The organism is Shinella pollutisoli (assembly GCF_024609765.1).
Classification (GTDB): Bacteria; Pseudomonadota; Alphaproteobacteria; order Rhizobiales; family Rhizobiaceae; genus Shinella; species Shinella pollutisoli.
On sequence record NZ_JANFDG010000051.1, the window covers coordinates 1 to 20,413 of the forward strand.

The following is a 20,413-nucleotide window of genomic DNA, read 5'->3' on the forward strand; positions in this document are numbered from 1 at the left end:
ATCCTCGACACGATGACGCTGGAGCAGTTCGTGGCCGTGCCCGGCGCGGCCGAGATGATCGAGGATGCCGAGCCCGAAAAGCGCGTCGGCTGACGGATATCTCCTAGACCTCGTCCTCAGGCGGATGCCGGTGCGCGTCCAGATGCAGTCGGCCGCTCTCTTCGAGGAGAGCCGCGAGCGCGGGCGGCACGCCTTCTACCGCATGACCTTCGCTCTCCCGTTCGGCCGCCGCCCGGGCCTCGCCGGCCGCCTCCTGCGCGGTGACGAGGGCCGCTGCCGCGGCGAGGAAGGCGTTCGTCCTGTGCAGGTCGGCAAGGCCGATCTGGGCGGCGTCGATGGCGCGGCCCGCCTCGGCGATCATCGCCTGCGCCGCCGCAAGCCGGGCGGACAGCAGGCCGACGGTCAGGGCGTCCGGCTCCGCGCCGCCGAGAAGGCGGCCGAGCGCGCGGCGCCCGGCGCCGAGCTGCCGCGCCGCGTTCAGCAGCATGTCGAGGGACAGGGGAACGCCCGTCCGCGCCGTCTCGCCCGGCGCGTGCAGCAGCGCGTCGCCGTCCACGGCGACGTCCTTGAAGAGCACGTGCTCGGCGGGCTGCGCGCCGCCCGCCGCCGGCTCGCAACTGTTCGCGACATAGCGCAGCCCCTCGACGCGGGCCGGCAGCAGGAGGCCCGCCGTCTTGCCGGCGTCGCTGTGCGTCGGCACCAGCATCCAGTCGGCATGGCGGGTGCAGGGCGTACAGAGCGCGTCGCCGCTGAGGCGCCAGGCGAGCCCGTTCGCCGCGAGCGGCAGCGTCTCGGCGGGCTCGCCGTTTCGCGGCAGCGGCGCCGCGCGCGCGAGCCGCGCGCCCGCGAGCGCGGCCGCGAACACCGTGTTGCGCTGGCCTTCCGTGCCGTGGCTGCGCAGCTGCTCGATCGCCGCGAAATGGGCGGCGAGGATCTCGCCGAGCGTGGCCGAATGCGCCGCCGCGGCCGCGCAGATGTCGGCAAGCACCGTGTTGGACACGTCGATGCCGCCGTGCTCGGTGGGAATGGACACGCCGAACAGGCCGGAGCGGGACAGGAGCTCCAGCCGCGCCTCGGCCGTTTCGGGCGTGCTTGCCCCCGGCTCGGCGGTGTCGAACAGGCCGGCGATCGTGCCGGCGACGGTGATCGCCTCGTCCTCCGTGGCGATCACGGCGGCGGTTCGGTGGGGTCTGTCGAGCGCTGGCGAAATCGTACCCATGTCGGCTGCTCCTTGCGGAATGCGGTTTCGGGACGCACAGGCTTCACGCGGTAGAAAGATCACATTCTATAGAGATTGCATAGATTGCTCGGCCTTTCTACAGGCGAATCGCGGCAATTCGAGCGTCGGCCGCCGGGCGGATATCGAAAAAATCTCCTGTCCATTAATTCTACAAAAAAGGTAGAAATATCGGAAAAACGCGCTATCATCGCTCCCGGACGTCTCGCTCATCCAGACGGAAAGGAAGCGGCATGGTGTTCATCAAGGCGATCGGAAGCGATGGGGTGGAGAGGCCTCGCCTGCGGCGCATCGCCGTCGTCGGCGCCGGGTTTTCCGGGCTTGCCGTCACCATCGCGCTCCTGCGGCGGTTGCATTGTCCCTTCGAGATCTGGATGATCGACGCCGCCGACGCGCCCGCGGCCTTCGCCGAGGGACCGGCGGGCGAGGCGTTGACGGCGGAGCCGGCGCGCGACCTCTCCCTCCTTCCCGAGCGGCCCGACGATTTCGCCGAGTGGCTGAGGCGCACGCTGCTCGCCGACGGCGCGGTCCGCGCCCTCAACGGCCCGGGCAGCCTGCATGTCCGGCTCTCGCTCTTCCGTACCTATGTCATGGCCCGCTTCGGCGAGGCGATCGGCGCGCGCCGCGACGTCGGCATGCGCATGCTGCGGGGTGACGTGGCCCGGATCGATCCGCTGGCGCATGGCGGCCGGGTCGTTCTCTGCGACGGCGAGATGGCGGATTTCGACCACGTCTTCATCGCGGCCGGCGCGGCGCGGCCGTGTGACGACGGACAGTCCCTGGCCGCCGACGAGGGCGGCCGGCTGTTTGCCGGCGGGGAGCGGCTCTCCGGCCTTTCGGTCGTCGGCGCGGCCGTGTCCGGCTTCCCGGACATGGTGCGCCAGGCCTATCGCGCCGCGCTCGAGGTCCGGCCGCGCGGCGTCGCGGACGCCCGACGGCCGGCATAGGATCAGACGGCGCCGAGGTCCTCGTAGCCGGCATGCAGCGCCCAGTCGCCCTCGCAGAATCGGTCGCGCGCGAAATTGTGCTGGTGCCAGTAGGGATAGAGGTAGGGCGGCCGGCTCACCTGGTTGAGGCGCTCCAGCTCCTCCGCCGTCAGCTCGATATCGGCGGCGGCGATGTTCTCGCGGAAATGCTGCTCGGTCAGCCCGCCGACGACGAGCGAGGCGATGCCGGGCCGTGTCAGCGTCCAGGCGAGCGCGATCTGCGCGGCACTCGCGCCGCGCGCGCCGGCGATGTCGTCGAGCACGTCGACGATCGCCCACAGCCGCTCGCGGTCGCGGATCGGCGGCTCGCTCCAGCCGGCCGCCTGCCGGGACTGCGCGGGCGCCCGGTTCCGGCCGAATTCACCCGACAGCAGGCCGGCGGCGAGCGGGCTCCAGACCATGACGCCGACGCCCTGGTCGACGGCGATCGGCAGGAGCTCGTATTCGGCCTCGCGCGCCTCCAGCGTGTAGTGGATCTGCTGGGTGACGAAGCGCGGCAGGTTCTTCGCCTCGGCGACGCCGAGCGCCTTCATCACGTGCCAGCCGGAATAGTTCGAGCAGCCGGCATAGCGGATCTTGCCCTGCCGCATCAGCGTGTCGAGCGCCGACAGCATCTCGTCGAGCGGCGTCAGCCCGTCCCATTCGTGCATGAAGTAGATATCGATATAGTCGCTGCGGAGCCGCTTCAGGCTGCGCTCGCATTCGCGGATCAGGTGATGGCGCGACACGCCCTCGTCGTTCGGCCCCTCGCCGATGCGCATGCGCGCCTTCGACGAGATCAGCACCTTGTCGCGCCGGCCGGCGAGCGCCTCGCCGAGGATCTCCTCGGAGCGGCCGAGCGAATACATGTTGGCCGTGTCGAAGGTGTTGACTCCGCCGTCGAGGCAGGTGTCGATCAGCCGCCGGGCGTCGTCCACGCCCTGGCTCGCGACCATCGCGAAGGGGCCGACGCCGCCGAAGGAGAAGGTGCCCATGGTGATGGCGGAGATCTTCAGGCCGGAGCGGCCGAGCCGTCTGTATTTCATCTTCGTCCTCCCGAATGTTCGTAGCGTCAGATCGCCGGCAGCTTGCCGGCTGCCCGCGCGGCGGGCGCCTTGCGTTTCTCCTGCGGCTCGCCGCGCGCGTCGCTCGCGCGGATGACGAGGTCCGCGCCGACGAGGATCTTGACCGGCGGCTGCGGCTCCGAGGCGTTGATCAGGTCGTCGAGCACGGTGACGGCGAGATAGCCGATCTTGCGCTTCGACACCTCGATCGTCGTCAGCGCCGGCTCCATCGTCGCGCTCTGCGGCAGGTTGTCGAAGCCGATGACGGAGACATCGTCGGGGATGCGCACGCCGAACTGCTTCAGCGCCCGGATGAAGCCGTAGGCGATGATGTCGTTGGTGCAGAAATAGCATTCCGCCAGATCGATGCCGGATTTCAGCAGCGAACAGGTGTCCGCATAGGCGCCGTCGTAGGTGCTCTCGACCGACAGCACGTCGCCGTCCTGCACCGTCAGGCCGAGCCGGGCCATGTTCTTGAAGAAGGCGGCGCGGCGCAGGTGGAAGTTGTTCGTGTCGACATGGCTCGCCACGAAGCCGATGCGCCGGAACCCCTGCTTCTGGAAGCGGGCGAGCACCTTGTAGACGGCGTCCTCGTTGTTCATGTCGACGAAATTCGCGTCGATGATGTCGTAGACCGTGTCGATGAAGACGGTCGGCAGGCCGAGGCCCTGGACGAGGCGGATGTCGGCCTCCGACAGTTCCGTGCCGAGCGCGATGACGCCGCTGATCGGCGCGCCGGCGAGCGATTCCGCCACCGCGCTGATCGGCTGGCCCTCGAAGCTGACGATCTCCAGCGTGTAGTTGCGCCGCGTCGCCTCCGCCGACATGCCGTCGATATAGTCGGAGATGAAGACGCTGTGGTCGCGGTTGACGGTGTGGCCGTGCTTGGCGATCTTCAGGAAGCGCAGCGTGTCGCCTGCCTCGATCCCGCTCTTGGTGGAGCGCGGCACGTAGTTGAGGCTCGCCACGGCCTCCAGCACGCGCGCGCGGGTGACGCCGGATATGTCGCCCTTGCCGTTCAGCACGAGCGACACCGTCGCCGGCGAGACGCCGGCCGCTCGCGCGATGTCGCGGATCGTGTAGCTCTTCTTCTTCGTCATCGACGCCCGTCATTTCCTCGTGCGGGCAGTGCCGTTTAGTAAACAACTCTCCTCCGCCCCGCTGAGGGTTACGGCAAAAGCAGATCCCGCGCAACCGAAATCGCGGCAGAATCGGCTTGCGAAACGGGAGGACCTTTGCTAACCCTTTTAGTAAAGACTGCTGTTGTTTACTAAACATGGGGAGGAGACCATGCGCAGGACCGGCGGGCAGCTCGTCATGCTTGTTGCCATCAATTGTCTGTTGCTGGCGCTGGGTGCGGCCATTTCCGGCGGCTCCTTCCTCTCCCTCTTCAACCTGCAGTCCATGGCGAGCCAGGTGCCGGAGATCGGCCTTCTCGCCATCGGCGTCATGCTGGCCATGTGCGCCGGCAACGGCGGCATCGACCTCTCCGGCATCGCGCTCGCCAATCTCTCCGGCGTGCTCTCAGCGGTGGTCGTCTCCTCCGTCCTCTCGGGCACGGAGGACCAGTTCGCCTTCAGCCTCGCCTTCATCGCCGTCGCGGTGACGACGGGCTTCGTCGGTGGCGCGATCAACGGGCTGCTGATCGCCCGGCTCGACATCACGCCCATCCTCTGCACGCTCGGCACGCAGATGGCCTTCACCGGGCTTGCGGTCGTGGTCTCCGGCGGCAAGGCGGTGATGGTCGGCAGCCCGGCGCTGCTCTCCAGCATCGGCAACGACATGTTCCTCGGCGTACCGATCAGCTTCCTGATCTTCATCGCCGCGGCGGGGCTGATCGCCGCCGCGCTGAAATTCACGCCCTACGGCCTGTGGCTGATGCTGATGGGCACCAATCCCAAGGCCGCCGTCTTCGCGGGCTTCCCGAAGAACGGCGTGCTCGTCGCCACCTATGCCCTGAGCGGCACGCTGTCCGGCATCGCCGGCATCATCATCGCCGCGCGCAACGTCAACGTGAAGTTCGACTACGGCAGCTCCTACCTGCTCATCGCCATCCTGATCGCCGTCATGGCGGGCGTGAAGCCGGAGGGCGGCTACGGCCGCGTGATCTGCGTGGTGATGAGCGCCATCGCGCTGCAGCTCATGTCGAGTCTGCTCAACTTCGGCGGCCTCTCGAACTTCGTGCGCGATTTCGCCTGGGGGCTGCTGCTTCTCACCTTTCTGGCCGTCGGTCGCTACGACCTCGTCGGCTTCCTGTTCCCCGGCAGTCGCCAGCGGGTCGGTTCCGGTGCCAAGCCCTCGAGCACCGGGACGTGAAATACCGAGGGAGGAATAGTGTGGAGGAAATCATGAAAGCAACAACGAAGAAGATCCTGGCCGGCTCCGTCATGGCGGCCGCCCTGCTGGCGGGCTCCGCGGGCGTGCTGGTCGCGCAGGAGAAGCCGGTCATCGCTACCGTCGTCAAGATCAGCGGCATCCCGTGGTTCGACCGCCTGGAGACCGGCGTCAAGGCCTTCCAGGAAGCCAACCCGGACGTCGAGGCGAGCCAGAGCGGTCCGGCGACGGCCGATTCCGCCCAGCAGCTGCAGATCGTCAACGACCTCATTGCCAAGGGCGTCAACGCGCTCGCCGTCGTGCCGATGGACCCGGCCGTGCTCGAAGGCACCTTTCAGCGCGCCATGGAGCGCGGCATCGTCGTCGTGACCCATGAGGCCGACAACCAGATCAACACCCATGCCGACGTCGAGGCCTTCGACAACGACGAATACGGTGCGGCGCTCAACGCGCGCCTCGCCGAGTGCATGGGCAATGCCGGCAAGTGGACGACCTTCGTCGGCTCGCTCGGCAGCCGTACCCATATCCAGTGGGTCACGGCCGGCGAGAACAACGCCAAGCAGCACCCCGACATGGAGCTCGTCGACCCGAACAACGAATCCTTCGACGACGCCAACGCGACCTACGAGAAGGCCAAGGAGATCCTGCGCAAGCACCCGGACATCAAGGGCTTCCAGACCTCCGCCGGCAACGACGTGCTCGGCGTCGGCCGCGCCATCGACGAGGCGGGCCTGACGGGCAAGGTATGCCTCGTCGGCACCGGCCTGCCGAACCCGTCCGCGGACCTGCTCGAATCCGGCGCGATCACCGCCATCGGCTTCTGGGACCCGCAGAAGGCCGGCATGGCGATGAACGCCGTCGCCAAGCTGCTGCTCGAGAAGAAGGAAGTCACCGACGGCATCGACCTCGGCGTCGAGGGCTACAACAAGGTGAGCGTCAAGCAGGGCCCCGGCAAGGGCCTGCTCGTCATCGGCAACGGCATGGTCCTTGCCGACAAGGCGACCTACAAGGACCACCTGTTCTGATCGCTGCCTGAAGCCGGCCGGGAGCCTCGCAGGGTTCCCGGCCGCCATCGGCGTTCCATCGGACGACAGAGGAGTCCCCCGTGTCTCAACCTGCGAAAGGCGAACCGCATCCGGCCCGCTTCCTGGAGCTCAGGAACATCCAGAAATGGTTCGGCGGCGTGCACGCGCTGCGCGGCATCGACCTGACGCTCGACCTCGGCCAGGCCTATCATCTGCTCGGCGAAAACGGCTGCGGCAAGAGCACCGTCATCAAGATCGTCTCCGGCGCCATCGCGCCGAGCGGCGGCGAGATCGTGCTCGACGGCGAGACCTTCACGTCGCTGACGCCGATCCAGTCGCTCGCCGCCGGCATCGAGACGGTCTACCAGGACCTGTCGCTCATCCCGAACCTGACGGTCGCCGAGAACGTGGCGCTGAGCGAACAGCTCGTCGCGGGGCAGGGGGCGCTCGCCCGGCTGTTCGACCGCGGCCGCCTGCGCGAGACCGCCGAGCGGGCGCTCGCCACCGTCGGCCTGCCGACCGACCGCGCCTTCCTGTCCACCATCGTCTCCGACCTGCCGCTCGCCGCCCGCCAACTCGTCGCCATCGCCCGGGCGATTGCCACCCGCGCCAAGCTCGTCATCATGGACGAGCCGACCACGTCGCTCACCCGGCGCGAGGTCGACAACCTCGTCCGCGTCGTCGAGCGGCTGCGCTCGGAAAACGTCGCCGTGCTCTTCGTCACCCACAAGCTGGACGAATGCTACCGGATCGGCGGCAACGTCATCGTCTTCCGCGACGGCCAGTGCGTCGCCCAGGGCCCCATCGAGCGCTACGGCAAGAAGGAGCTCTCCGAGCTGATGACCGGCCGGCCGATCGACTCGGAACGCTACCGCACGGCGAGGCCCGGCGACGGCGAGCTCTTCCGGGTCGAGGGCCTCGCCGCGCCGGGCTTCGAGCCGCTGACCTTCTCGCTCCGCGAAGGCGAGATCCTCGGCATCACCGGCCTTGCCGATTCCGGCCGCAACGAGCTCGCGATGGCGATCACGGGAATAGCGCCCGCGACCGCCGGCAGGATCGTCGTCGCGGGACGCGAGGCCGTCATCCGCCGTCCGGCCGATGCGATCTCCCGCGGCATCGGCTACGTGCCGGAGGACCGACTCGCCGAGGGCCTCTTCCTCGACAAGTCGATCCTCGAAAACGAGATCGCCCTCGTCGTGACCCGCCTCACCAACGCCTTCGGCGTGATCGACCGGCAGAAAGCCCGCGCCACCGCCGCCCGCCTCGCCGAGGAGATGCGCCTCAATACGAAGGATATCGACCTGCCGGTCGGCGCGCTCTCGGGCGGCAACCAGCAGCGCGTTCTGATCGGCCGTTGGCTCTCCATCGGGCCGAAGCTGCTCGTGCTGCACGGGCCGACCGTCGGCGTCGACGTCGGCTCGAAGGACACGATCTACCGCGCCATCCAGGCGCTCGCCGAGGCCGGCATGGGCCTTATCGTCGTCAGCGACGACCTGCCGGAGCTGCTGCAGAACTGCGACCGCATCCTGGTGATGAACAACGGCCGCGTGGTCGCGGAATTCGACGCGGAACAGGCAGACGAGGACCGGCTCTACAGGGCCATGCTGTCCTCCACCAGCACAATGGAGAGCGCGCAATGAACGCGTCCCGCATCGAGCAGCTGCAGGAAAGCACCGCCCGGCCCGCCGGCTTCAGCCTCGGCGAGTTCATCCGCCGCCGGCCGGAATCGATCACCTTCGTGCTGCTGGTGGCGATCTGCGTCGCCGTGGCGATCGCCAATCCCGCCTTCCTCCAGCCCTCGACCCTGATCGACATCGGCCGGGCGAGCGTCGTCATGGGCCTGTTCGCGCTCGGCGTCTTCATCATTCTCGCGGCCGGCGGCATCGACGTGTCGTTTACGGCGATCGCCGCCTTCACCATGTATTCGCTGACGGTGCTGGTGCTGAACCATTTCCCCGGCATGCCGCTCCTGGTGATCCTCCTCGTCGCGACCGCCGGCGGCGCGCTGCTCGGCATCGTCAACGGCCTGCTCGTCCATCATCTCAAGGTGCCGTCGCTGATCGTCACCATCGGCACGCAATATCTCTTCCGCGGCTTCCTGCTCTCCTTCATCGGCACGGTCTGGATCATGTCGCTGCCGCCGCAGATGGGCGCCTTCGGCCGCCTGCCGCTCTTGCAGTTCGAATCCGCCAACGGCGCCGTCGTCACCCTGCCGGTCTATTTCCTGATCCTGCCGGCGGCGGCGGTCGTCACCTGGTGGATCCTGAACCGCACGCTGATGGGCCGGGCGATCTTCGCCGTCGGCGGCAATGCCGATGTCGCCAGCCGCCTCGGCTACAACCTCAGGACCGTGCACCTCTTCCTGTTCGGCTATGCCGGGGCGCTGGCGGGGCTTGCCGGCATCATCCACGTCTGCGCCAATCGGCAGGCGAACCCCTTCGACCTCGTCGGCACGGAGATCAACGTGATCGCCGCCGTCGTGCTCGGCGGCGCGCGGATTACCGGCGGCACCGGCACCGTGCTGGGCACGATGCTCGGCGTGCTTTTGATCGTCGTCATCAACAGCGTGCTCGTCATGGTCGGCATCCCGAGCACCTGGCAGCGGCTTGTCGTCGGCAGCTTCATCCTGCTCGCCGCCGCCTTCTTCGTCACGCGCCAGCGCAAGAAATAATCGTTCATCGAGAGGACACCCATGAAGAAGTTTCTCAACGATCCGGTCGACTTCGTCGACGAAATGCTCGAAGGCATCTACCGGGCGCATCCGCAGGTGACCTATGCGGCCGGCGACAAACGCTGCCTCGTGACGGCCAACGTCAAGCCCGGCAAGGTCGGTATCGCCACCGGCGGCGGCTCCGGCCACCTGCCGCTCTTTCTCGGCTATGTCGGCGACGGCATGCTCGACGGCGCCGCCGTCGGCGGCGTCTTCCAGTCGCCGAGCGCCGAGCAGATGTATCAGGTCACCAAGCACATCGACCAGGGTGCCGGCGTCCTCTACATCTACGGCAACTATTCCGGCGACATCATCAATTTCGACATGGCGGCCGAGCTCGCCGACCTCGACGGCATCCAGGTGAAGCAGGTCGTCGGCAACGACGACGTCGCCTCTTCCGTCGTCGGCGAGGAGCACAAGCGCCGCGGCGTCGCCGGCATCTTCTTCGTCTACAAGGCGGCGGGGGCCGCGGCGGCCGAAGGCCTCTCCCTCGACGAGGTGGCGCGCATCGCCGACAAGGCGCGGCTTCGCACCCGTACCATGGGCGTGGCGCTGTCGAGCTGCGTCGTGCCGGAGATCGGCCATGCCACCTTCTCGATCGGCGAAGACGAGATGGAGATCGGCATGGGCATCCACGGCGAGCCCGGCATCAGCCGCACGAAGCTCGCCCCCGCCGATGCAGTGGTCGACGAGATGATGGCGCGCATCTTCGCCGAGCAGGACTACAAGGCGGGCGACAGCGTCGCCGTGCTGGTGAACGGCCTCGGCGGCACGCCGCTGGAAGAACTCTACATCCTCTTCCGCCGCGTCGGCCAGCTGCTCGACGAGCGCAGCGTCACGGTGAAGCACGTCTGGATCGGCGAGTTCGCGACCTCGATGGAGATGGCCGGCGCCTCGATCTCCGTCACCCATCTCGACGAGGAGCTGGACCGGCTGATCGGCAAGCCGGCCGGCACGCCCTTCTTCCAGCATGTCCCGGCGTGAGGCGACGGCCATGGACGCCATCACCGCATCCGACCTGATCCGCCTGTTCGACGCCTGGAAGGCGCTCTTTTCCGTCGAGCGCGAGTTCCTGATCGCGCTCGACGGCAAGGTGGGCGACAGCGACCTCGGCATCACCATGAGCAAGTCATTCGCCGCCGCCGCCGAGGCGGTCGCGGCAGAAGGGGAGGGGGCGGGGATCGCCAAGCTGCTGCGCACCGCCGGCGCCACCATGGCCCGCGCCGCGCCCTCCACCATGGGCACGCTGACGGCGACGGGGTTCCTGCGCGCAAGCAAGGCCGTCGAGGGGGCCGAGGCGCTCGGCACGGCGGAGACCGCCGCCTTCTGGACCGCCTTCCGCGACGGCATCGCCGAACGCGGAAAGGCCAGGGTCGGCGACAAGACGATCCTCGACGTGCTCGACCCGATTGCCCGCACGCTGGCGGACGCCGCCGCAAGCGGCAAGCCTCTCGCCGAGGCGCTCGCGCAGGCCACCGCCGCCGCCGAGGAGGCTCTGGAAGCCACCAAGACGATGGTCGCCCAGCACGGCAAGGCCGCCGCCTTCCGGGAGAAGACCGTCGGCCTCCAGGACGCCGGCGCCACCGTCGGCGTCTTCCTGATCCGGGCGCTACGCGATTTCGCGGCTGCTTGACGTTTCCCCGAGCGGATCAAGGTATTGGCCTGGGGCAAGCCGTTGCCTCTTCCCTTCTCCCCGGCGGGGAGAAGGTGGCCCGAAGGGCCGGACGAGGGGGGCGAAGCCAGCGAGGTTTTGCTCTTGCGCCTTCGGCGTCCCCCTCATCCCGCTGCCGCGACCTTCTCCCCGATGGGGAGAAGGGGCTTGGAGTGTCCTCACAGTCCATATGCGATGGCTCCAACGCACTCAACTGACATTCGTCAAGCCAGCAACCACCCTATTCCCCTTCCGTTGAATGGCCGGCATGCGCAAGGCGCGCTATGGTCAGCGATGATCTCGTGAATGCCGGGAATGCCATGCGCCTCGCCATCCTCTCCGATATCCACGCCAACCGCGAAGCCTTCGAGGCCGTGCTGGCCGCGGCGGCGGCGGCGGGCGCCGAACGCCTTGTCCTGCTCGGCGACATCGTCGGCTACGGCGCGGATCCGGAATGGTGCGCCGAGCGCGCCCGCGCGCTTGCGGCCGAAGGTGCCGTCGTGCTCCAGGGCAACCATGACGAGGCGGTCGGCAAACCCGGCGCGACGATGAACGCGACGGCCGCATTCGCGCTCGAATGGACGCGAAGGCAGCTCGGTGCCGAGGCGCGCGCCTTCCTTGCCTCCCTGCCGCTATCCGCGCGGGAAGGGGAATGCCTCTTCGTCCACGCCGATGCCAGCGCGCCCGCCTCCTGGAACTACGTGCTCGATGCGGCCGATGCCGGGGCGCATCTTGCCGCCTGCGAGGCGCGCGTCAGCTTCTGCGGCCATGTGCACAGGCCCGCCCTCTACTCGCTCGCGGGCGCGGGCAAGGTCACGCATTTCCGTCCCGTCTCCCAGACGCCGGTGCCGCTTCTGCCGCAGCGCCGCTGGCTCGCCGTCGTCGGTTCGGTCGGCCAGCCGCGCGACGGCAACCCGGCGGCCGCCTTCTGTCTCTACGACACGGAGAGCGCCGAATTGCAGTTCCGCCGCGTCGCCTACGACGTGGAGACGGCGGCGGAAAAGATCAGGGCGGCCGGGCTTCCGGCCTCGCTCGCCGACCGGCTTGCGGAGGGGCGATAGGCATGACGAATGCGCGGCTGAAACCCGGCGACGTGATCGACGGCTTCGTCATCGAGGATCTCGCCCATGTCGGCGGCATGGCGCGCATCTGGACGGTCAGCCGGCCGGACATCGACTTTCCCATCCTGATGAAGGTGCCGGTGATCGGCGAGGGCGACGACCCGGCGGCGATCGTCGGCTTCGAGATGGAGCAGATGATCCTGCCCCGGCTCTCCGGCCCGCACGTGCCGCGCTTCGTCGCCAACGGCGATTTCGCCACATTGCCCTATATCGTCATGGAGCGGCTGCCGGGCGTCTCGCTCTATCCGCTGCTGGAGCGCCTGCCGCTGCCGCCGGACGAGGTGGCGGCGATCGGTGCGAAGGTGGCCGTGGCGCTCGATTCGCTCCACCGCCAGAACGTCGTCCATCTCGACCTGAAGCCCTCCAACGTCATGTTCCGCGAGAGCGGGGAGGCGGTGCTGATCGACTACGGCCTTGCCCGCCACGTCCACCTGCCGGACCTGATGGACGAGCAGTTCCGCCTGCCTTACGGCACGGCGCCCTACATGGCGCCGGAACAGGTGCTCGGCACCCGCAGCGACTTCCGCAGCGACCTCTTCGCGCTCGGCGTCATGCTCTACTTCTTCTCGACCGGCGAGCGGCCCTTCGGCGATCCTCAGCGCATGAAGGGCCTGAAGCGCCGGCTCTGGCGCGATCCGCAGCCGCCGCGCGCGCGCAACAGCGCCATCCCGCCGGCCCTGCAGGAGGTGATCCTGCATTGCCTGGAGGTGAACCCGGCCTGGCGCTACCCGACCGCAGCGCAGCTTGCGATCGACCTGCAGGATCTTTCCGCCGTCAAGCTGACGGCGCGGGCGGAGAAGATGAAGCGCGATCCGCTCGGCATGGTGCTCAAGCGCCGCTTCAACCCGGTGCCGATCGAGACCGTCCGGCCGCAGGCGGCCGAGGCGCAGCTTTCCAACGCGCCGATCGTCGCCGTCGCCATCGACCTCCTCGGCGGCACGCCGGAGCTCGCCGATGCGCTGCGCCACACCGTGGCGCGCATCATCGAGAACACGCCGGATGCCCGCATCGCCTGCCTCAACGTGCTGAAGATCAACCGCATCGCCATCGACACAGCGCTGGACGAGGCCGGCCGCAACAAGCACGTGATGCGCCTCGTGGAGCTGCGCAACTGGGCCTCGGGCCTGAAGGCGCGCGAGGGCGCGATCACCTTCCACGTGCTGGAGGCCGTCTCGCCGGCGGATGCGATCCTCGACTATGCCCGCGAGAACTATGTCGACCACATCGTCATGGGCGCGCGGGCCGAATCCTCCATGCGCTCGATGCTCGGCAGCGTCTCCGGCGCGGTGGCCGCCCACGCGCCCTGCACGGTGACGGTGGTGCGCAACCGGCCGCGGCCGGCGTGAGAGCGGGAGAGCCGGAGACGGTTGCATAAGCTGAATTATGGAACTCACTTGTCGCCGGCGAGGAACTCGGCGAGCACGAGCGCGTGGTTGCGCTCGCGGTCGCGCGCCGCGTAGAGCAGCGTCACCGGGCCGGCGGCGATCTTCCTGCGCAGCTCGGCGATATGCGGGTTGTCGCGCAGCTCGTCGCGGTAGCGGATGCGGAACTCCTCCCAGCGCTCCGCGCCGTGATGGAACCAGCGCCGCAGCTCGGCGCTCGGGGCGACGTCCTTCAGCCAGAGGTCGAGCCTGGCCGCCTGCTTGTTGAGGCCGCGCGGCCAGAGCCGGTCGACCAGGATGCGCTCGCCGTCGGCGGGGTCCGGTTCGTCGTAGACGCGTTTGAGCTGCAGGGCCATGGCATCCTCCCTTGTCGTCAGGCCCTCTCGGGCCCCGTCACGGTGCAATCGAGATTATAGAGAAGCCCGTCGCCGAGGCCATAGACCCATCCGTGGATCGAGACCTCGAGCCCCGCCTGCCAGGCGGCCTGGAGCGTCGGGGTGCGGGCGAGCCGCCGGACCTGCTCGGCGACGGAGGCTTCGCACAGCCGGTCCAGCGCCTCCTCGCTCCACGCCCCGCATTCGCGGCACTCGAAGCGGCTGTCTGCGACGTCGCGGATCGGCTGGAGCCAATGGTCGATCAGCCCGAGCCGGCCGCCGCCGACCGCCGCGCGGATGCCGCCGCAGCCGTAGTGCCCGCAGATGATGATGTGCTTCACGCCGAGCTGGTGGACGGCGAACTCGACGACCGACAGCATGTTGAGGTCGGCCGGGTGGATGAGGTTGGCGACGTTGCGGTGGACGAAGACCTCGCCCGGCTCGAGGCCGGCGATCACGTTTGCCGGGACGCGGCTGTCCGAACAGCCGATCCAGAGATATTCCGGCTCCTGCAGCATCGACAGCTTCTTGAAATAGTCGGCGTTTTCCGCCCGCTTCTCCGCGGACCAGGCGCGGTTGCGGGTGAAGAGTTCCTCGATCATGCGGCGGTTTCCTCGTTCGCGGGTGGTGCGACCATTTTGCGCTTTTTCGGTCCGCGCGGGTCGGCTAAAAGTGGTATCTACGTTACCTCTTTTATCAGGGCAAGACGCGCCATGCGCATGACGCTTCATACGGACTATGCCTTGCGGATGCTGATCTACGTCGCGACGCGGCCGGACGGTCTCTGTACAGTCAACGACGTGGCGGAGGCCTACGGCCTTTCGCGCAACCATCTCCTGAAGGTCGCCCAGACCCTGCGCGATCTCGGCCTCGTCGAGACGGTGCGCGGGCGCGCCGGCGGCGTCCGGCTCGCCAGGGCGCCGGAGGAGATCGGCGTCGGCGCGCTGGTGCGCGCGACGGAGGAGGAATTCTCGCTGGCCGAATGCATGCAGGCGCAGGGCCGGCCCTGCGCCATCTCGCCGGCCTGCCGGCTCAAGGGCATGCTGCACGAGGCGCTCGCCGCCTTCCTCGACGTTCTCGACAAGTACACGCTCGCCGACATCGTGCGCAACCGCGCCGCCCTCGGCCCGCTGCTCGGCATCGACGCCCGGGCGGCGTGAGAAGGAGAGGAAATCCCGGATGATATCGCGACTGACGGTCTCGGAGCGCCACCTCGCTCTCTTCGTGCTGGGCGCGCTCGCGCTCGCGGGCCTCGCCATGGCCGTGGGCGGACGCGGCGACCCGCTCGCCGTGCACGGCGTCATCGTGCTGGCGGCGAGCCTCGGCCTCGGCTTCCTCGTGCTCTCGGCGCTCTTCTCGCCGGAGCCGGGCGAGAGCCGGCTCGCCGAATATTACGACGACCCGACCAAGGCGGGGATCGTGCTGTCGCTCGCCTGGGCGGTCGTCGGCATGTTCTTCGGCGTCTGGGTCGCGGCCCTGCTCGCCTGGCCGGAATTGACCTTCGTCGATTCCGCCTGGGCGAGCTTCGGCCGCATCCGGCCGGTGCACACCAGCGGCGTCATCTTCGGCTTCGGCGGCAACGCGCTGATCGCCACCTCCTTCCACGTACTGCAGCGCACCTGTCGCGCGCGCCTGCCCGACCAGTTCAGCCCGTGGTTCGTGCTGATCGGCTACAATCTCTTCTGCGTCATCGCCGCGAGCGGCTACCTGATGGGCATGACCCAGTCGAAGGAATATGCCGAGCCGGAATGGTATGCCGATATCTGGCTGGTGATCGTCTGGGTCGTCTATTTCCTGATCTACATCCGCACGCTCGCCCGCCGGAAGGAGCCGCATATCTACGTGGCGAACTGGTACTACATGGCCTTCATCCTGGTCGTGGCGGTGCTGCACATCGTCAACAACCTCGCGCTCCCCGTCTCCTTCGGCCATGCCAAGAGCTATTCGCTGTTCTCCGGCGTGCAGGACGCGATGACGCAATGGTGGTACGGCCACAACGCCGTCGCCTTCTTCCTGACCGCCGGCTTCCTCGGCATGATGTACTACTACCTGCCGAAGCGCGCCGAGCGGCCGATCTTCTCCTACCGGCTCTCCATCATCAGCTTCTGGGGCATCACCTTCATGTACATGTGGGCGGGCGCGCACCACCTGCACTACACGGCGCTGCCGCAATGGGTGCAGACGCTCGGCATGACCTTCTCCGTCGTGCTGCTGGTGCCCTCCTGGGCGTCGGCCGGCAATGCGCTGGCGACGCTCAACGGCGCCTGGCACAAGGTGCGCGACGACGCGACGCTGCGCTTCATGATGGTCGCGGCCGTCTTCTACGGGCTTTCCACCTTCGAGGGCTCGTTCATGGCGATCCGCGCCGTCAATTCGCTCTCCCACTATACCGACTGGACCGTCGGCCATGTCCATGCCGGCGCGCTCGGCTGGGTGGCGATGATCACCTTCGGCTCGCTCTACGCGCTGGTGCCGTGGATGTGGAAGCAGGAGCGCATGTATTCGCCGAAGCTGATCGAGGTGCACTTCTGGCTCGCGCTCGCCGGCACCGTCGTCTACGTCTTCGCGATGTGGAACTCCGGCATCATCCAGGGCCTGATGTGGCGCACCTACAACGACAGCGGCACGCTCGCCTATTCCTTCATCGACAGTCTGGTGGCCATGCATCCCTACTATATCGCCCGCGCCTTCGGAGGGCTCCTGTTCCTCACCGGCGCCGTCGTCTGCTCCTACAATGTCTGGATGACGATCCGCATGGCGCGCGTCGCCCGCGTCCCCGCGAAGGGTGACGTTCCCCTCTACGGCGCGGCGCAGGCGGGAGAGTGACCATGAAGGAGTTCTTCCACCGCAGGATCGAGCGCAACGCCATCGGCTTCGTGCTGGCGATCGTCGGCGTCGCCTCGATCGGCGGCCTCGTCGAGATCGCCCCGCTCTTCACCATCCACGAGACGGTGGAGGCGGCACCCGACATGCGCCTCTACACGCCCTTGGAGCTCGCCGGCCGCAACCTCTACATCCGCGAGGGCTGTTACGCCTGCCACAGCCAGATGATCCGGACGCTCCGCGACGAGGTGGAGCGCTACGGCCCCTACTCGCTCGCCGCGGAATCGCAATACGACCATCCGATGCTGTGGGGCTCGAAGCGCACAGGCCCTGACCTCGCCCGGCTCGGCGCGAAATATTCCGACGCCTGGCATGTCGCCCACCTGATCAACCCGCGCGACGTGGTGCCGGAATCGGTGATGCCGCGCTACGGCTGGCTGCAGCGCAACCCGCTGAGAATCGACGATCTCGGCGAGCACCTCGCCGCCCAGCGCGCCGTCGGCGTGCCCTATACCGATGCGATGATCGAGAACGCGACGGCCGACGCGCGCGGCCAGGCCAATCCGGAGGCCGCCGAATCCTCCGGCGTGACGGAGCGCTACGGCGAGGCGACGAACGTGCGGGTCTTCGACGGCAATCCGAGCCTGGTGACGGAGATGGACGCGCTCGTCGCCTATCTCCAGGTGCTCGGCCAGCTCACCGGCGCCGCGCACCAGGAAACGGCCGGACGGCAGGAGTAAGGCATGGATATCGACCATTATTCCGTCGTCGCCTTCGCCAAGAGCTGGGGCCTGTTCTACCTGATCGCGCTCGCCGTCGGCGTGACGGTCTATGCCTTCTGGCCGGGCAACCGGAAGCGCTTCGACCGCGCCAAGAAGAGCATTCTCGACAAGGACGACCGGCCGGGGGGCGAAAACGATGGCAATTGAGAAGCGCGATCCCGTCACCGGCCGGGTGACGACCGGGCACGAATGGAACGGCATCGAGGAGCTGGAGACGCCGATCCCGCGCGTCGTGTTCTTCTTCCTCGCCGTGACGACGCTGTTTGCCGTCGTCTACTGGGTGCTGATGCCGGCCTGGCCGGTCGGCGTCACCTATACGAGGGGCCTGCTCGGCATCGACCAGCGCGAGGTCGTGATGCGGCAGGTCGAGGACGCGGCCGTGCTGCGCGCCGCCTGGACGGACCGCGTCGGCGCGGCGGGCTTCGAGGAGATCATGGCCGACGCGACCCTGATGCAGCACGTGCGCGACACCGGCCGCACGCTGTTCATCGACAATTGCGCCGCCTGTCACGGCACGCGCGGCACCGGCGGGCCGGGTTTCCCCAACCTCGCCGCCGGGGCGTGGCTGTGGGGCGGCGATCCGGAAACGCTCGCCGAGACGATCCGCGTCGGCATCAATTCGACGAGCGACGAGACGCGCGTCTCGCAGATGCTCGCCTTCGGCCGCGACGGCGTGCTGGGCAGGGAGGAGGTCCGCAGCGTCGCCGCCTATGTCCGCTCGCTCTCGGATCTTCCCCTCGGCGAGGCCGATCGCGGACGCATCGAGGCGGGCAAGGAGATCTTCGCCGCCAACTGCGTCGCCTGCCACGGCGAGGACGCGAAGGGCAGCACCGACGCCGGCGCGCCGGACCTCACGGACGCGGCCTGGATCTACGGCAGCGATGCGCAGACCGTCTTCACCTCGATCTATTCGGGGCGGCAGGGCCACATGCCGCATTGGGAGGGCCGCCTGTCGCCGGTCGATATCAAGCTGCTCGCCCTCTACGTCGGCACGCTCGGGGAGGACGCTCGATGAGCACGACCGCGGGAAACGGCGCATCGCCCACGCGGCTCAACTGGCGGCTCGTCTCGCTCGTCCTCGTCGCGGCGGGGCTCGCCCTCGTCATCGGCGCGAACGCGCATCTCGTCCGCGTCGCATTCGAATCGCAGCCGGACTGCGTGCCGCATCTGAAGGCCGGCACGCTCGGCGCCGCCAAGCCGGCCTGCTGAAGGAGGAAGGATCGATGGAAACGACCGACAAGACCGGGCGCCCGCCTGTCCCCCTCGCTGAGCAGCGGCGGCGCAACCTGCCGGCATCCGCCGCGCTTGGCTGGCTTGCCGCCGGCTGGCGCGACCTCTGGCGCAATCCGCTGCCGAGCCTCGCCTACGGGCTCCTCGTCTTCGCCGTCTCGCTCGTAGTGATCTGGGGCCTGTTCCGGCTGGAATTCGACTATATCCTGTTCCCGGCGCTCGCAGGCTTCATGGTGGTCGGGCCGCTGATGGCGATCGGCCTCTACCAGAAGAGCCGCGACCTGGAGGAAGGACGGCCGGTCGGCCTCGCGCGGATGATCTTCGTTAGCGCCGAATCCGGCGGGCAGGTCTGGTATACCGGGGCGATCCTCTGCCTGTTGATGCTGGTCTGGATGCGCGCCGCCGTCATCATCTACGCGCTCTTCGTGGGACTGCGCCCCTTCCCCGGCCTCGACGGCGTCGTCGCCATGCTGGTCTCGACGCCGGAGGGCTGGGGCCTGATGCTGGTGGGCACGGCGGTCGGCGGCCTCTTCGCCGCCTTCTCCTTCGCCATCAGCACCTTCGCCATCCCGATGCTGCTCGCCGAGAGGACGGACGCCTTCACCGCCATGGGCACCAGCATCTCGCTTACCTTCCGCAACCTGCCGGTAATGCTCGCCTGGGGGGCGATCGTGCTCGCGCTCTTCCTGCTGTCGCTCGCGACCGGGCTTCTCGGCCTGATCGTCATCTTCCCGCTGCTCGGTCACGGCACCTGGCACAGCTACAGGGCGATCCGATGAGAGGGAGACCCGCACCCGAACGCACCGTCGTCATCGACGGCAAGCTCCTGCCGGAGGTGCTGGACGAGGCGATGATCCACGCCGTCGTGCACGGCTTCTACGACGAGATCCGCAAGGACGATCTGCTGGGCCCCGTCTTCAACGGCGTCATCGCGCCGGAGGACTGGCCGGAGCACCTTGCCAAGATGTGCGATTTCTGGTCGGCGACGTTGCTCCGCACCGGCCGCTACGACGGCCGCCCGCTGCCGCCGCACCTCGCCATCACGGAGCTCGGCGAGGAGCATTTCCGCCGCTGGCTCACGCTGTTCAACGCGACGGTCGCGCGGCTCTGCCCGCCGGAGGTCGCCGACCTGTTCCTCGACAGGGCGATGCGGATCGCCCATTCGTTCCGGCTTGCCATCGCCTTCCATCGCGGCGAGGATTCGCTTGCCATCGCGCCCATCTCGAAGGAGAGCCTGCAATGACAGCGCTCGTGCTGACCCGCGACGCCTCGGGCGAGTTCGTGCTGCCGGCCGAGCTGCTCGCGGCCCAGTTCGGCTGGCCGGCGGAGACGTTGCAGGGCCTCATGCGCCGAGGCCTCGTCGCCTCGCGGGTCGAGCGCGGCGAAGGCGAGGACGAGGGCCGCTTCCGGCTCACCGTGCGCTGCGGCAACCGCCGCTGGCAGGCCGTGGTCGAGGCGGACGGGCGGGTCTCCGGCCAGCATTTCGAGGTCATTCCGACGAAGGGGCGCGCGGCGGGGCGCTAGTCGCCCGTTTTTGTATTTTTCTTGTCGACAAACAAAGTGCAAGGTGCTAGAACGCTTCCATCGCAAGGGGGAGGCGATCTTCGGCCGTCGTCCTCCGCGCCCGTTCCACCGGCCCAAAGGAGCTCGACATGCCAGCCCAGATCTTCTCCGGCGTCATCCCCGCCCTCATGACCCCGTGCAAGGATGACCGC

At 68.3% G+C, this 20,413-nt stretch carries 23 protein-coding genes; 18 read left to right on the forward strand and 5 right to left on the reverse strand.

Annotated elements, in window-relative coordinates; all coding sequences use genetic code 11:
- Nucleotides 1-103: 103 nt before the first annotated feature.
- Nucleotides 104-1,219, reverse strand: coding sequence for an acyl-CoA dehydrogenase family protein (locus NNZ72_RS24810; protein ID WP_257318360.1), 1,116 nt, complete (start codon nt 1,217-1,219; stop codon nt 104-106).
- Nucleotides 1,220-1,470: 251 nt separating this feature from the next.
- Between NNZ72_RS24810 and NNZ72_RS24815 the strand changes: the two genes are divergently transcribed.
- Nucleotides 1,471-2,184 (forward strand): FAD/NAD(P)-binding protein, encoded by a 714-nt coding sequence (locus tag NNZ72_RS24815; protein ID WP_257318361.1) that lies wholly within the window; start codon nt 1,471-1,473, stop codon nt 2,182-2,184.
- A 2-nt stretch (nt 2,185-2,186) separates the two neighbouring features.
- Here the strand turns inward: NNZ72_RS24815 and NNZ72_RS24820 are convergent, their stop codons facing one another.
- Nucleotides 2,187-3,248, reverse strand: a complete 1,062-nt coding sequence (locus NNZ72_RS24820) for an aldo/keto reductase (protein ID WP_257318362.1) — start codon at nt 3,246-3,248, stop codon at nt 2,187-2,189.
- 26 nt (nt 3,249-3,274) lie between these two features.
- Nucleotides 3,275-4,366 (reverse strand): LacI family DNA-binding transcriptional regulator, encoded by a 1,092-nt coding sequence (locus tag NNZ72_RS24825; protein WP_257318363.1) that lies wholly within the window; start codon nt 4,364-4,366, stop codon nt 3,275-3,277.
- A gap of 190 nt (nt 4,367-4,556) precedes the next feature.
- Between NNZ72_RS24825 and NNZ72_RS24830 the strand changes: the two genes are divergently transcribed.
- The 8 genes from NNZ72_RS24830 to NNZ72_RS24865 all read left to right on the forward strand — a co-directional run bounded on the left by NNZ72_RS24830 (nt 4,557) and on the right by NNZ72_RS24865 (nt 13,453).
- On the forward strand, nt 4,557-5,582 hold the full coding sequence (locus NNZ72_RS24830; protein ID WP_257318364.1) for an ABC transporter permease: 1,026 nt from the start codon (nt 4,557-4,559) through the stop codon (nt 5,580-5,582).
- A gap of 32 nt (nt 5,583-5,614) precedes the next feature.
- Complete coding sequence (locus NNZ72_RS24835) at nt 5,615-6,625, forward strand: substrate-binding domain-containing protein (RefSeq protein ID WP_257318365.1); 1,011 nt, start codon at nt 5,615-5,617, stop codon at nt 6,623-6,625.
- Nucleotides 6,626-6,705: 80 nt separating this feature from the next.
- Nucleotides 6,706-8,265 carry a sugar ABC transporter ATP-binding protein gene (locus NNZ72_RS24840; protein WP_257318366.1) on the forward strand — a complete coding sequence of 520 codons (1,560 nt, stop codon included), beginning with the start codon at nt 6,706-6,708 and terminating at the stop codon, nt 8,263-8,265.
- Nucleotides 8,262-9,296 carry an ABC transporter permease gene (locus tag NNZ72_RS24845; RefSeq protein ID WP_257318367.1) on the forward strand — a complete coding sequence of 345 codons (1,035 nt, stop codon included), beginning with the start codon at nt 8,262-8,264 and terminating at the stop codon, nt 9,294-9,296. Before NNZ72_RS24840 ends, NNZ72_RS24845 begins: the two co-directional genes overlap by 4 nt.
- Before the next feature lie 21 nt (nt 9,297-9,317).
- Nucleotides 9,318-10,319 (forward strand): dihydroxyacetone kinase subunit DhaK, encoded by a 1,002-nt coding sequence (locus NNZ72_RS24850; protein ID WP_257318368.1) that lies wholly within the window; start codon nt 9,318-9,320, stop codon nt 10,317-10,319.
- A gap of 10 nt (nt 10,320-10,329) precedes the next feature.
- Complete coding sequence (locus tag NNZ72_RS24855) at nt 10,330-10,968, forward strand: dihydroxyacetone kinase family protein (RefSeq protein ID WP_257318369.1); 639 nt, start codon at nt 10,330-10,332, stop codon at nt 10,966-10,968.
- Between the two features lie 338 nt (nt 10,969-11,306).
- Complete coding sequence (locus NNZ72_RS24860; protein WP_257318370.1) at nt 11,307-12,047, forward strand: metallophosphoesterase family protein; 741 nt, start codon at nt 11,307-11,309, stop codon at nt 12,045-12,047.
- Nucleotides 12,048-12,049: 2 nt separating this feature from the next.
- On the forward strand, nt 12,050-13,453 hold the full coding sequence (locus NNZ72_RS24865) for a serine/threonine protein kinase (RefSeq protein WP_257318371.1): 1,404 nt from the start codon (nt 12,050-12,052) through the stop codon (nt 13,451-13,453).
- A gap of 44 nt (nt 13,454-13,497) precedes the next feature.
- Here the strand turns inward: NNZ72_RS24865 and NNZ72_RS24870 are convergent, their stop codons facing one another.
- Nucleotides 13,498-13,845 carry a DUF488 domain-containing protein gene (locus NNZ72_RS24870; protein WP_257318372.1) on the reverse strand — a complete coding sequence of 116 codons (348 nt, stop codon included), beginning with the start codon at nt 13,843-13,845 and terminating at the stop codon, nt 13,498-13,500.
- A gap of 17 nt (nt 13,846-13,862) precedes the next feature.
- The gene (locus NNZ72_RS24875; RefSeq protein WP_257318373.1) at nt 13,863-14,465 is read right to left on the reverse strand and encodes a carbonic anhydrase; all 603 of its coding nucleotides are present in this window, start codon (nt 14,463-14,465) and stop codon (nt 13,863-13,865) included.
- Between the two features lie 117 nt (nt 14,466-14,582).
- On the opposite strand from NNZ72_RS24875, the gene NNZ72_RS24880 reads away from it, so the two are divergent.
- The 9 genes from NNZ72_RS24880 (at nt 14,583) to NNZ72_RS24920 (ending at nt 20,222) form a co-directional block, all read left to right on the forward strand.
- The gene (locus NNZ72_RS24880; protein WP_306766437.1) at nt 14,583-15,023 is read left to right on the forward strand and encodes an Rrf2 family transcriptional regulator; all 441 of its coding nucleotides are present in this window, start codon (nt 14,583-14,585) and stop codon (nt 15,021-15,023) included.
- 19 nt (nt 15,024-15,042) lie between these two features.
- Nucleotides 15,043-16,689 carry a cytochrome-c oxidase, cbb3-type subunit I gene (ccoN, locus tag NNZ72_RS24885; RefSeq protein ID WP_257318375.1) on the forward strand — a complete coding sequence of 549 codons (1,647 nt, stop codon included), beginning with the start codon at nt 15,043-15,045 and terminating at the stop codon, nt 16,687-16,689.
- Nucleotides 16,690-16,691: 2 nt separating this feature from the next.
- The gene (gene ccoO / locus NNZ72_RS24890) at nt 16,692-17,426 is read left to right on the forward strand and encodes a cytochrome-c oxidase, cbb3-type subunit II (RefSeq protein ID WP_257318376.1); all 735 of its coding nucleotides are present in this window, start codon (nt 16,692-16,694) and stop codon (nt 17,424-17,426) included.
- A 3-nt stretch (nt 17,427-17,429) separates the two neighbouring features.
- A complete protein-coding gene (locus NNZ72_RS24895; RefSeq protein WP_257318377.1) occupies nt 17,430-17,615 on the forward strand; it encodes a cbb3-type cytochrome c oxidase subunit 3 in 186 nt (61 codons plus the stop codon).
- Entirely contained in the window at nt 17,605-18,483 is an 879-nt protein-coding gene (ccoP, locus tag NNZ72_RS24900; protein WP_257318378.1) for a cytochrome-c oxidase, cbb3-type subunit III, read from the forward strand. The genes NNZ72_RS24895 and ccoP overlap by 11 nt, the downstream gene beginning before the upstream one ends.
- Complete coding sequence (locus NNZ72_RS24905; RefSeq protein WP_257318379.1) at nt 18,480-18,677, forward strand: hypothetical protein; 198 nt, start codon at nt 18,480-18,482, stop codon at nt 18,675-18,677. The genes ccoP and NNZ72_RS24905 overlap by 4 nt, the downstream gene beginning before the upstream one ends.
- Nucleotides 18,678-18,691: 14 nt before the next feature.
- Entirely contained in the window at nt 18,692-19,477 is a 786-nt protein-coding gene (locus NNZ72_RS24910) for a DUF2189 domain-containing protein (RefSeq protein WP_257318381.1), read from the forward strand.
- A gap of 71 nt (nt 19,478-19,548) precedes the next feature.
- On the forward strand, nt 19,549-19,941 hold the full coding sequence (locus NNZ72_RS24915; protein ID WP_371747819.1) for a group III truncated hemoglobin: 393 nt from the start codon (nt 19,549-19,551) through the stop codon (nt 19,939-19,941).
- The gene (locus NNZ72_RS24920) at nt 19,938-20,222 is read left to right on the forward strand and encodes a DUF6522 family protein (protein ID WP_257318383.1); all 285 of its coding nucleotides are present in this window, start codon (nt 19,938-19,940) and stop codon (nt 20,220-20,222) included. The genes NNZ72_RS24915 and NNZ72_RS24920 overlap by 4 nt, the downstream gene beginning before the upstream one ends.
- Nucleotides 20,223-20,413: the final 191 nt, after the last annotated feature.

Bases quoted from the DNA above. Each gene is read 5' to 3' on its own strand.
- NNZ72_RS24920 (WP_257318383.1), top strand. From the start codon at position 19,938: ATGACAGCGCTCGTGCTGACCCGCGACGCCTCGGGCGAGTTCGTGCTG.
- ccoP (WP_257318378.1), top strand. From the start codon at position 17,605: ATGGCAATTGAGAAGCGCGATCCCGTCACCGGCCGGGTGACGACCGGG.
- NNZ72_RS24880 (WP_306766437.1), top strand. From the start codon at position 14,583: ATGACGCTTCATACGGACTATGCCTTGCGGATGCTGATCTACGTCGCG.
- NNZ72_RS24835 (WP_257318365.1), top strand. From the start codon at position 5,615: ATGAAAGCAACAACGAAGAAGATCCTGGCCGGCTCCGTCATGGCGGCC.
- NNZ72_RS24865 (WP_257318371.1), top strand. From the start codon at position 12,050: ATGACGAATGCGCGGCTGAAACCCGGCGACGTGATCGACGGCTTCGTC.
- NNZ72_RS24875 (WP_257318373.1), bottom strand. From the start codon at position 14,465: ATGATCGAGGAACTCTTCACCCGCAACCGCGCCTGGTCCGCGGAGAAG.
- NNZ72_RS24815 (WP_257318361.1), top strand. From the start codon at position 1,471: ATGGTGTTCATCAAGGCGATCGGAAGCGATGGGGTGGAGAGGCCTCGC.
- NNZ72_RS24895 (WP_257318377.1), top strand. From the start codon at position 17,430: ATGGATATCGACCATTATTCCGTCGTCGCCTTCGCCAAGAGCTGGGGC.
- NNZ72_RS24915 (WP_371747819.1), top strand. From the start codon at position 19,549: ATGATCCACGCCGTCGTGCACGGCTTCTACGACGAGATCCGCAAGGAC.
- NNZ72_RS24830 (WP_257318364.1), top strand. From the start codon at position 4,557: ATGCGCAGGACCGGCGGGCAGCTCGTCATGCTTGTTGCCATCAATTGT.
- NNZ72_RS24850 (WP_257318368.1), top strand. From the start codon at position 9,318: ATGAAGAAGTTTCTCAACGATCCGGTCGACTTCGTCGACGAAATGCTC.
- ccoO (WP_257318376.1), top strand. From the start codon at position 16,692: ATGAAGGAGTTCTTCCACCGCAGGATCGAGCGCAACGCCATCGGCTTC.
- NNZ72_RS24825 (WP_257318363.1), bottom strand. From the start codon at position 4,366: ATGACGAAGAAGAAGAGCTACACGATCCGCGACATCGCGCGAGCGGCC.
- NNZ72_RS24870 (WP_257318372.1), bottom strand. From the start codon at position 13,845: ATGGCCCTGCAGCTCAAACGCGTCTACGACGAACCGGACCCCGCCGAC.
- ccoN (WP_257318375.1), top strand. From the start codon at position 15,043: ATGATATCGCGACTGACGGTCTCGGAGCGCCACCTCGCTCTCTTCGTG.
- NNZ72_RS24855 (WP_257318369.1), top strand. From the start codon at position 10,330: ATGGACGCCATCACCGCATCCGACCTGATCCGCCTGTTCGACGCCTGG.
- NNZ72_RS24845 (WP_257318367.1), top strand. From the start codon at position 8,262: ATGAACGCGTCCCGCATCGAGCAGCTGCAGGAAAGCACCGCCCGGCCC.
- NNZ72_RS24910 (WP_257318381.1), top strand. From the start codon at position 18,692: ATGGAAACGACCGACAAGACCGGGCGCCCGCCTGTCCCCCTCGCTGAG.
- NNZ72_RS24810 (WP_257318360.1), bottom strand. From the start codon at position 1,219: ATGGGTACGATTTCGCCAGCGCTCGACAGACCCCACCGAACCGCCGCC.
- NNZ72_RS24860 (WP_257318370.1), top strand. From the start codon at position 11,307: ATGCGCCTCGCCATCCTCTCCGATATCCACGCCAACCGCGAAGCCTTC.
- NNZ72_RS24905 (WP_257318379.1), top strand. From the start codon at position 18,480: ATGAGCACGACCGCGGGAAACGGCGCATCGCCCACGCGGCTCAACTGG.
- NNZ72_RS24820 (WP_257318362.1), bottom strand. From the start codon at position 3,248: ATGAAATACAGACGGCTCGGCCGCTCCGGCCTGAAGATCTCCGCCATC.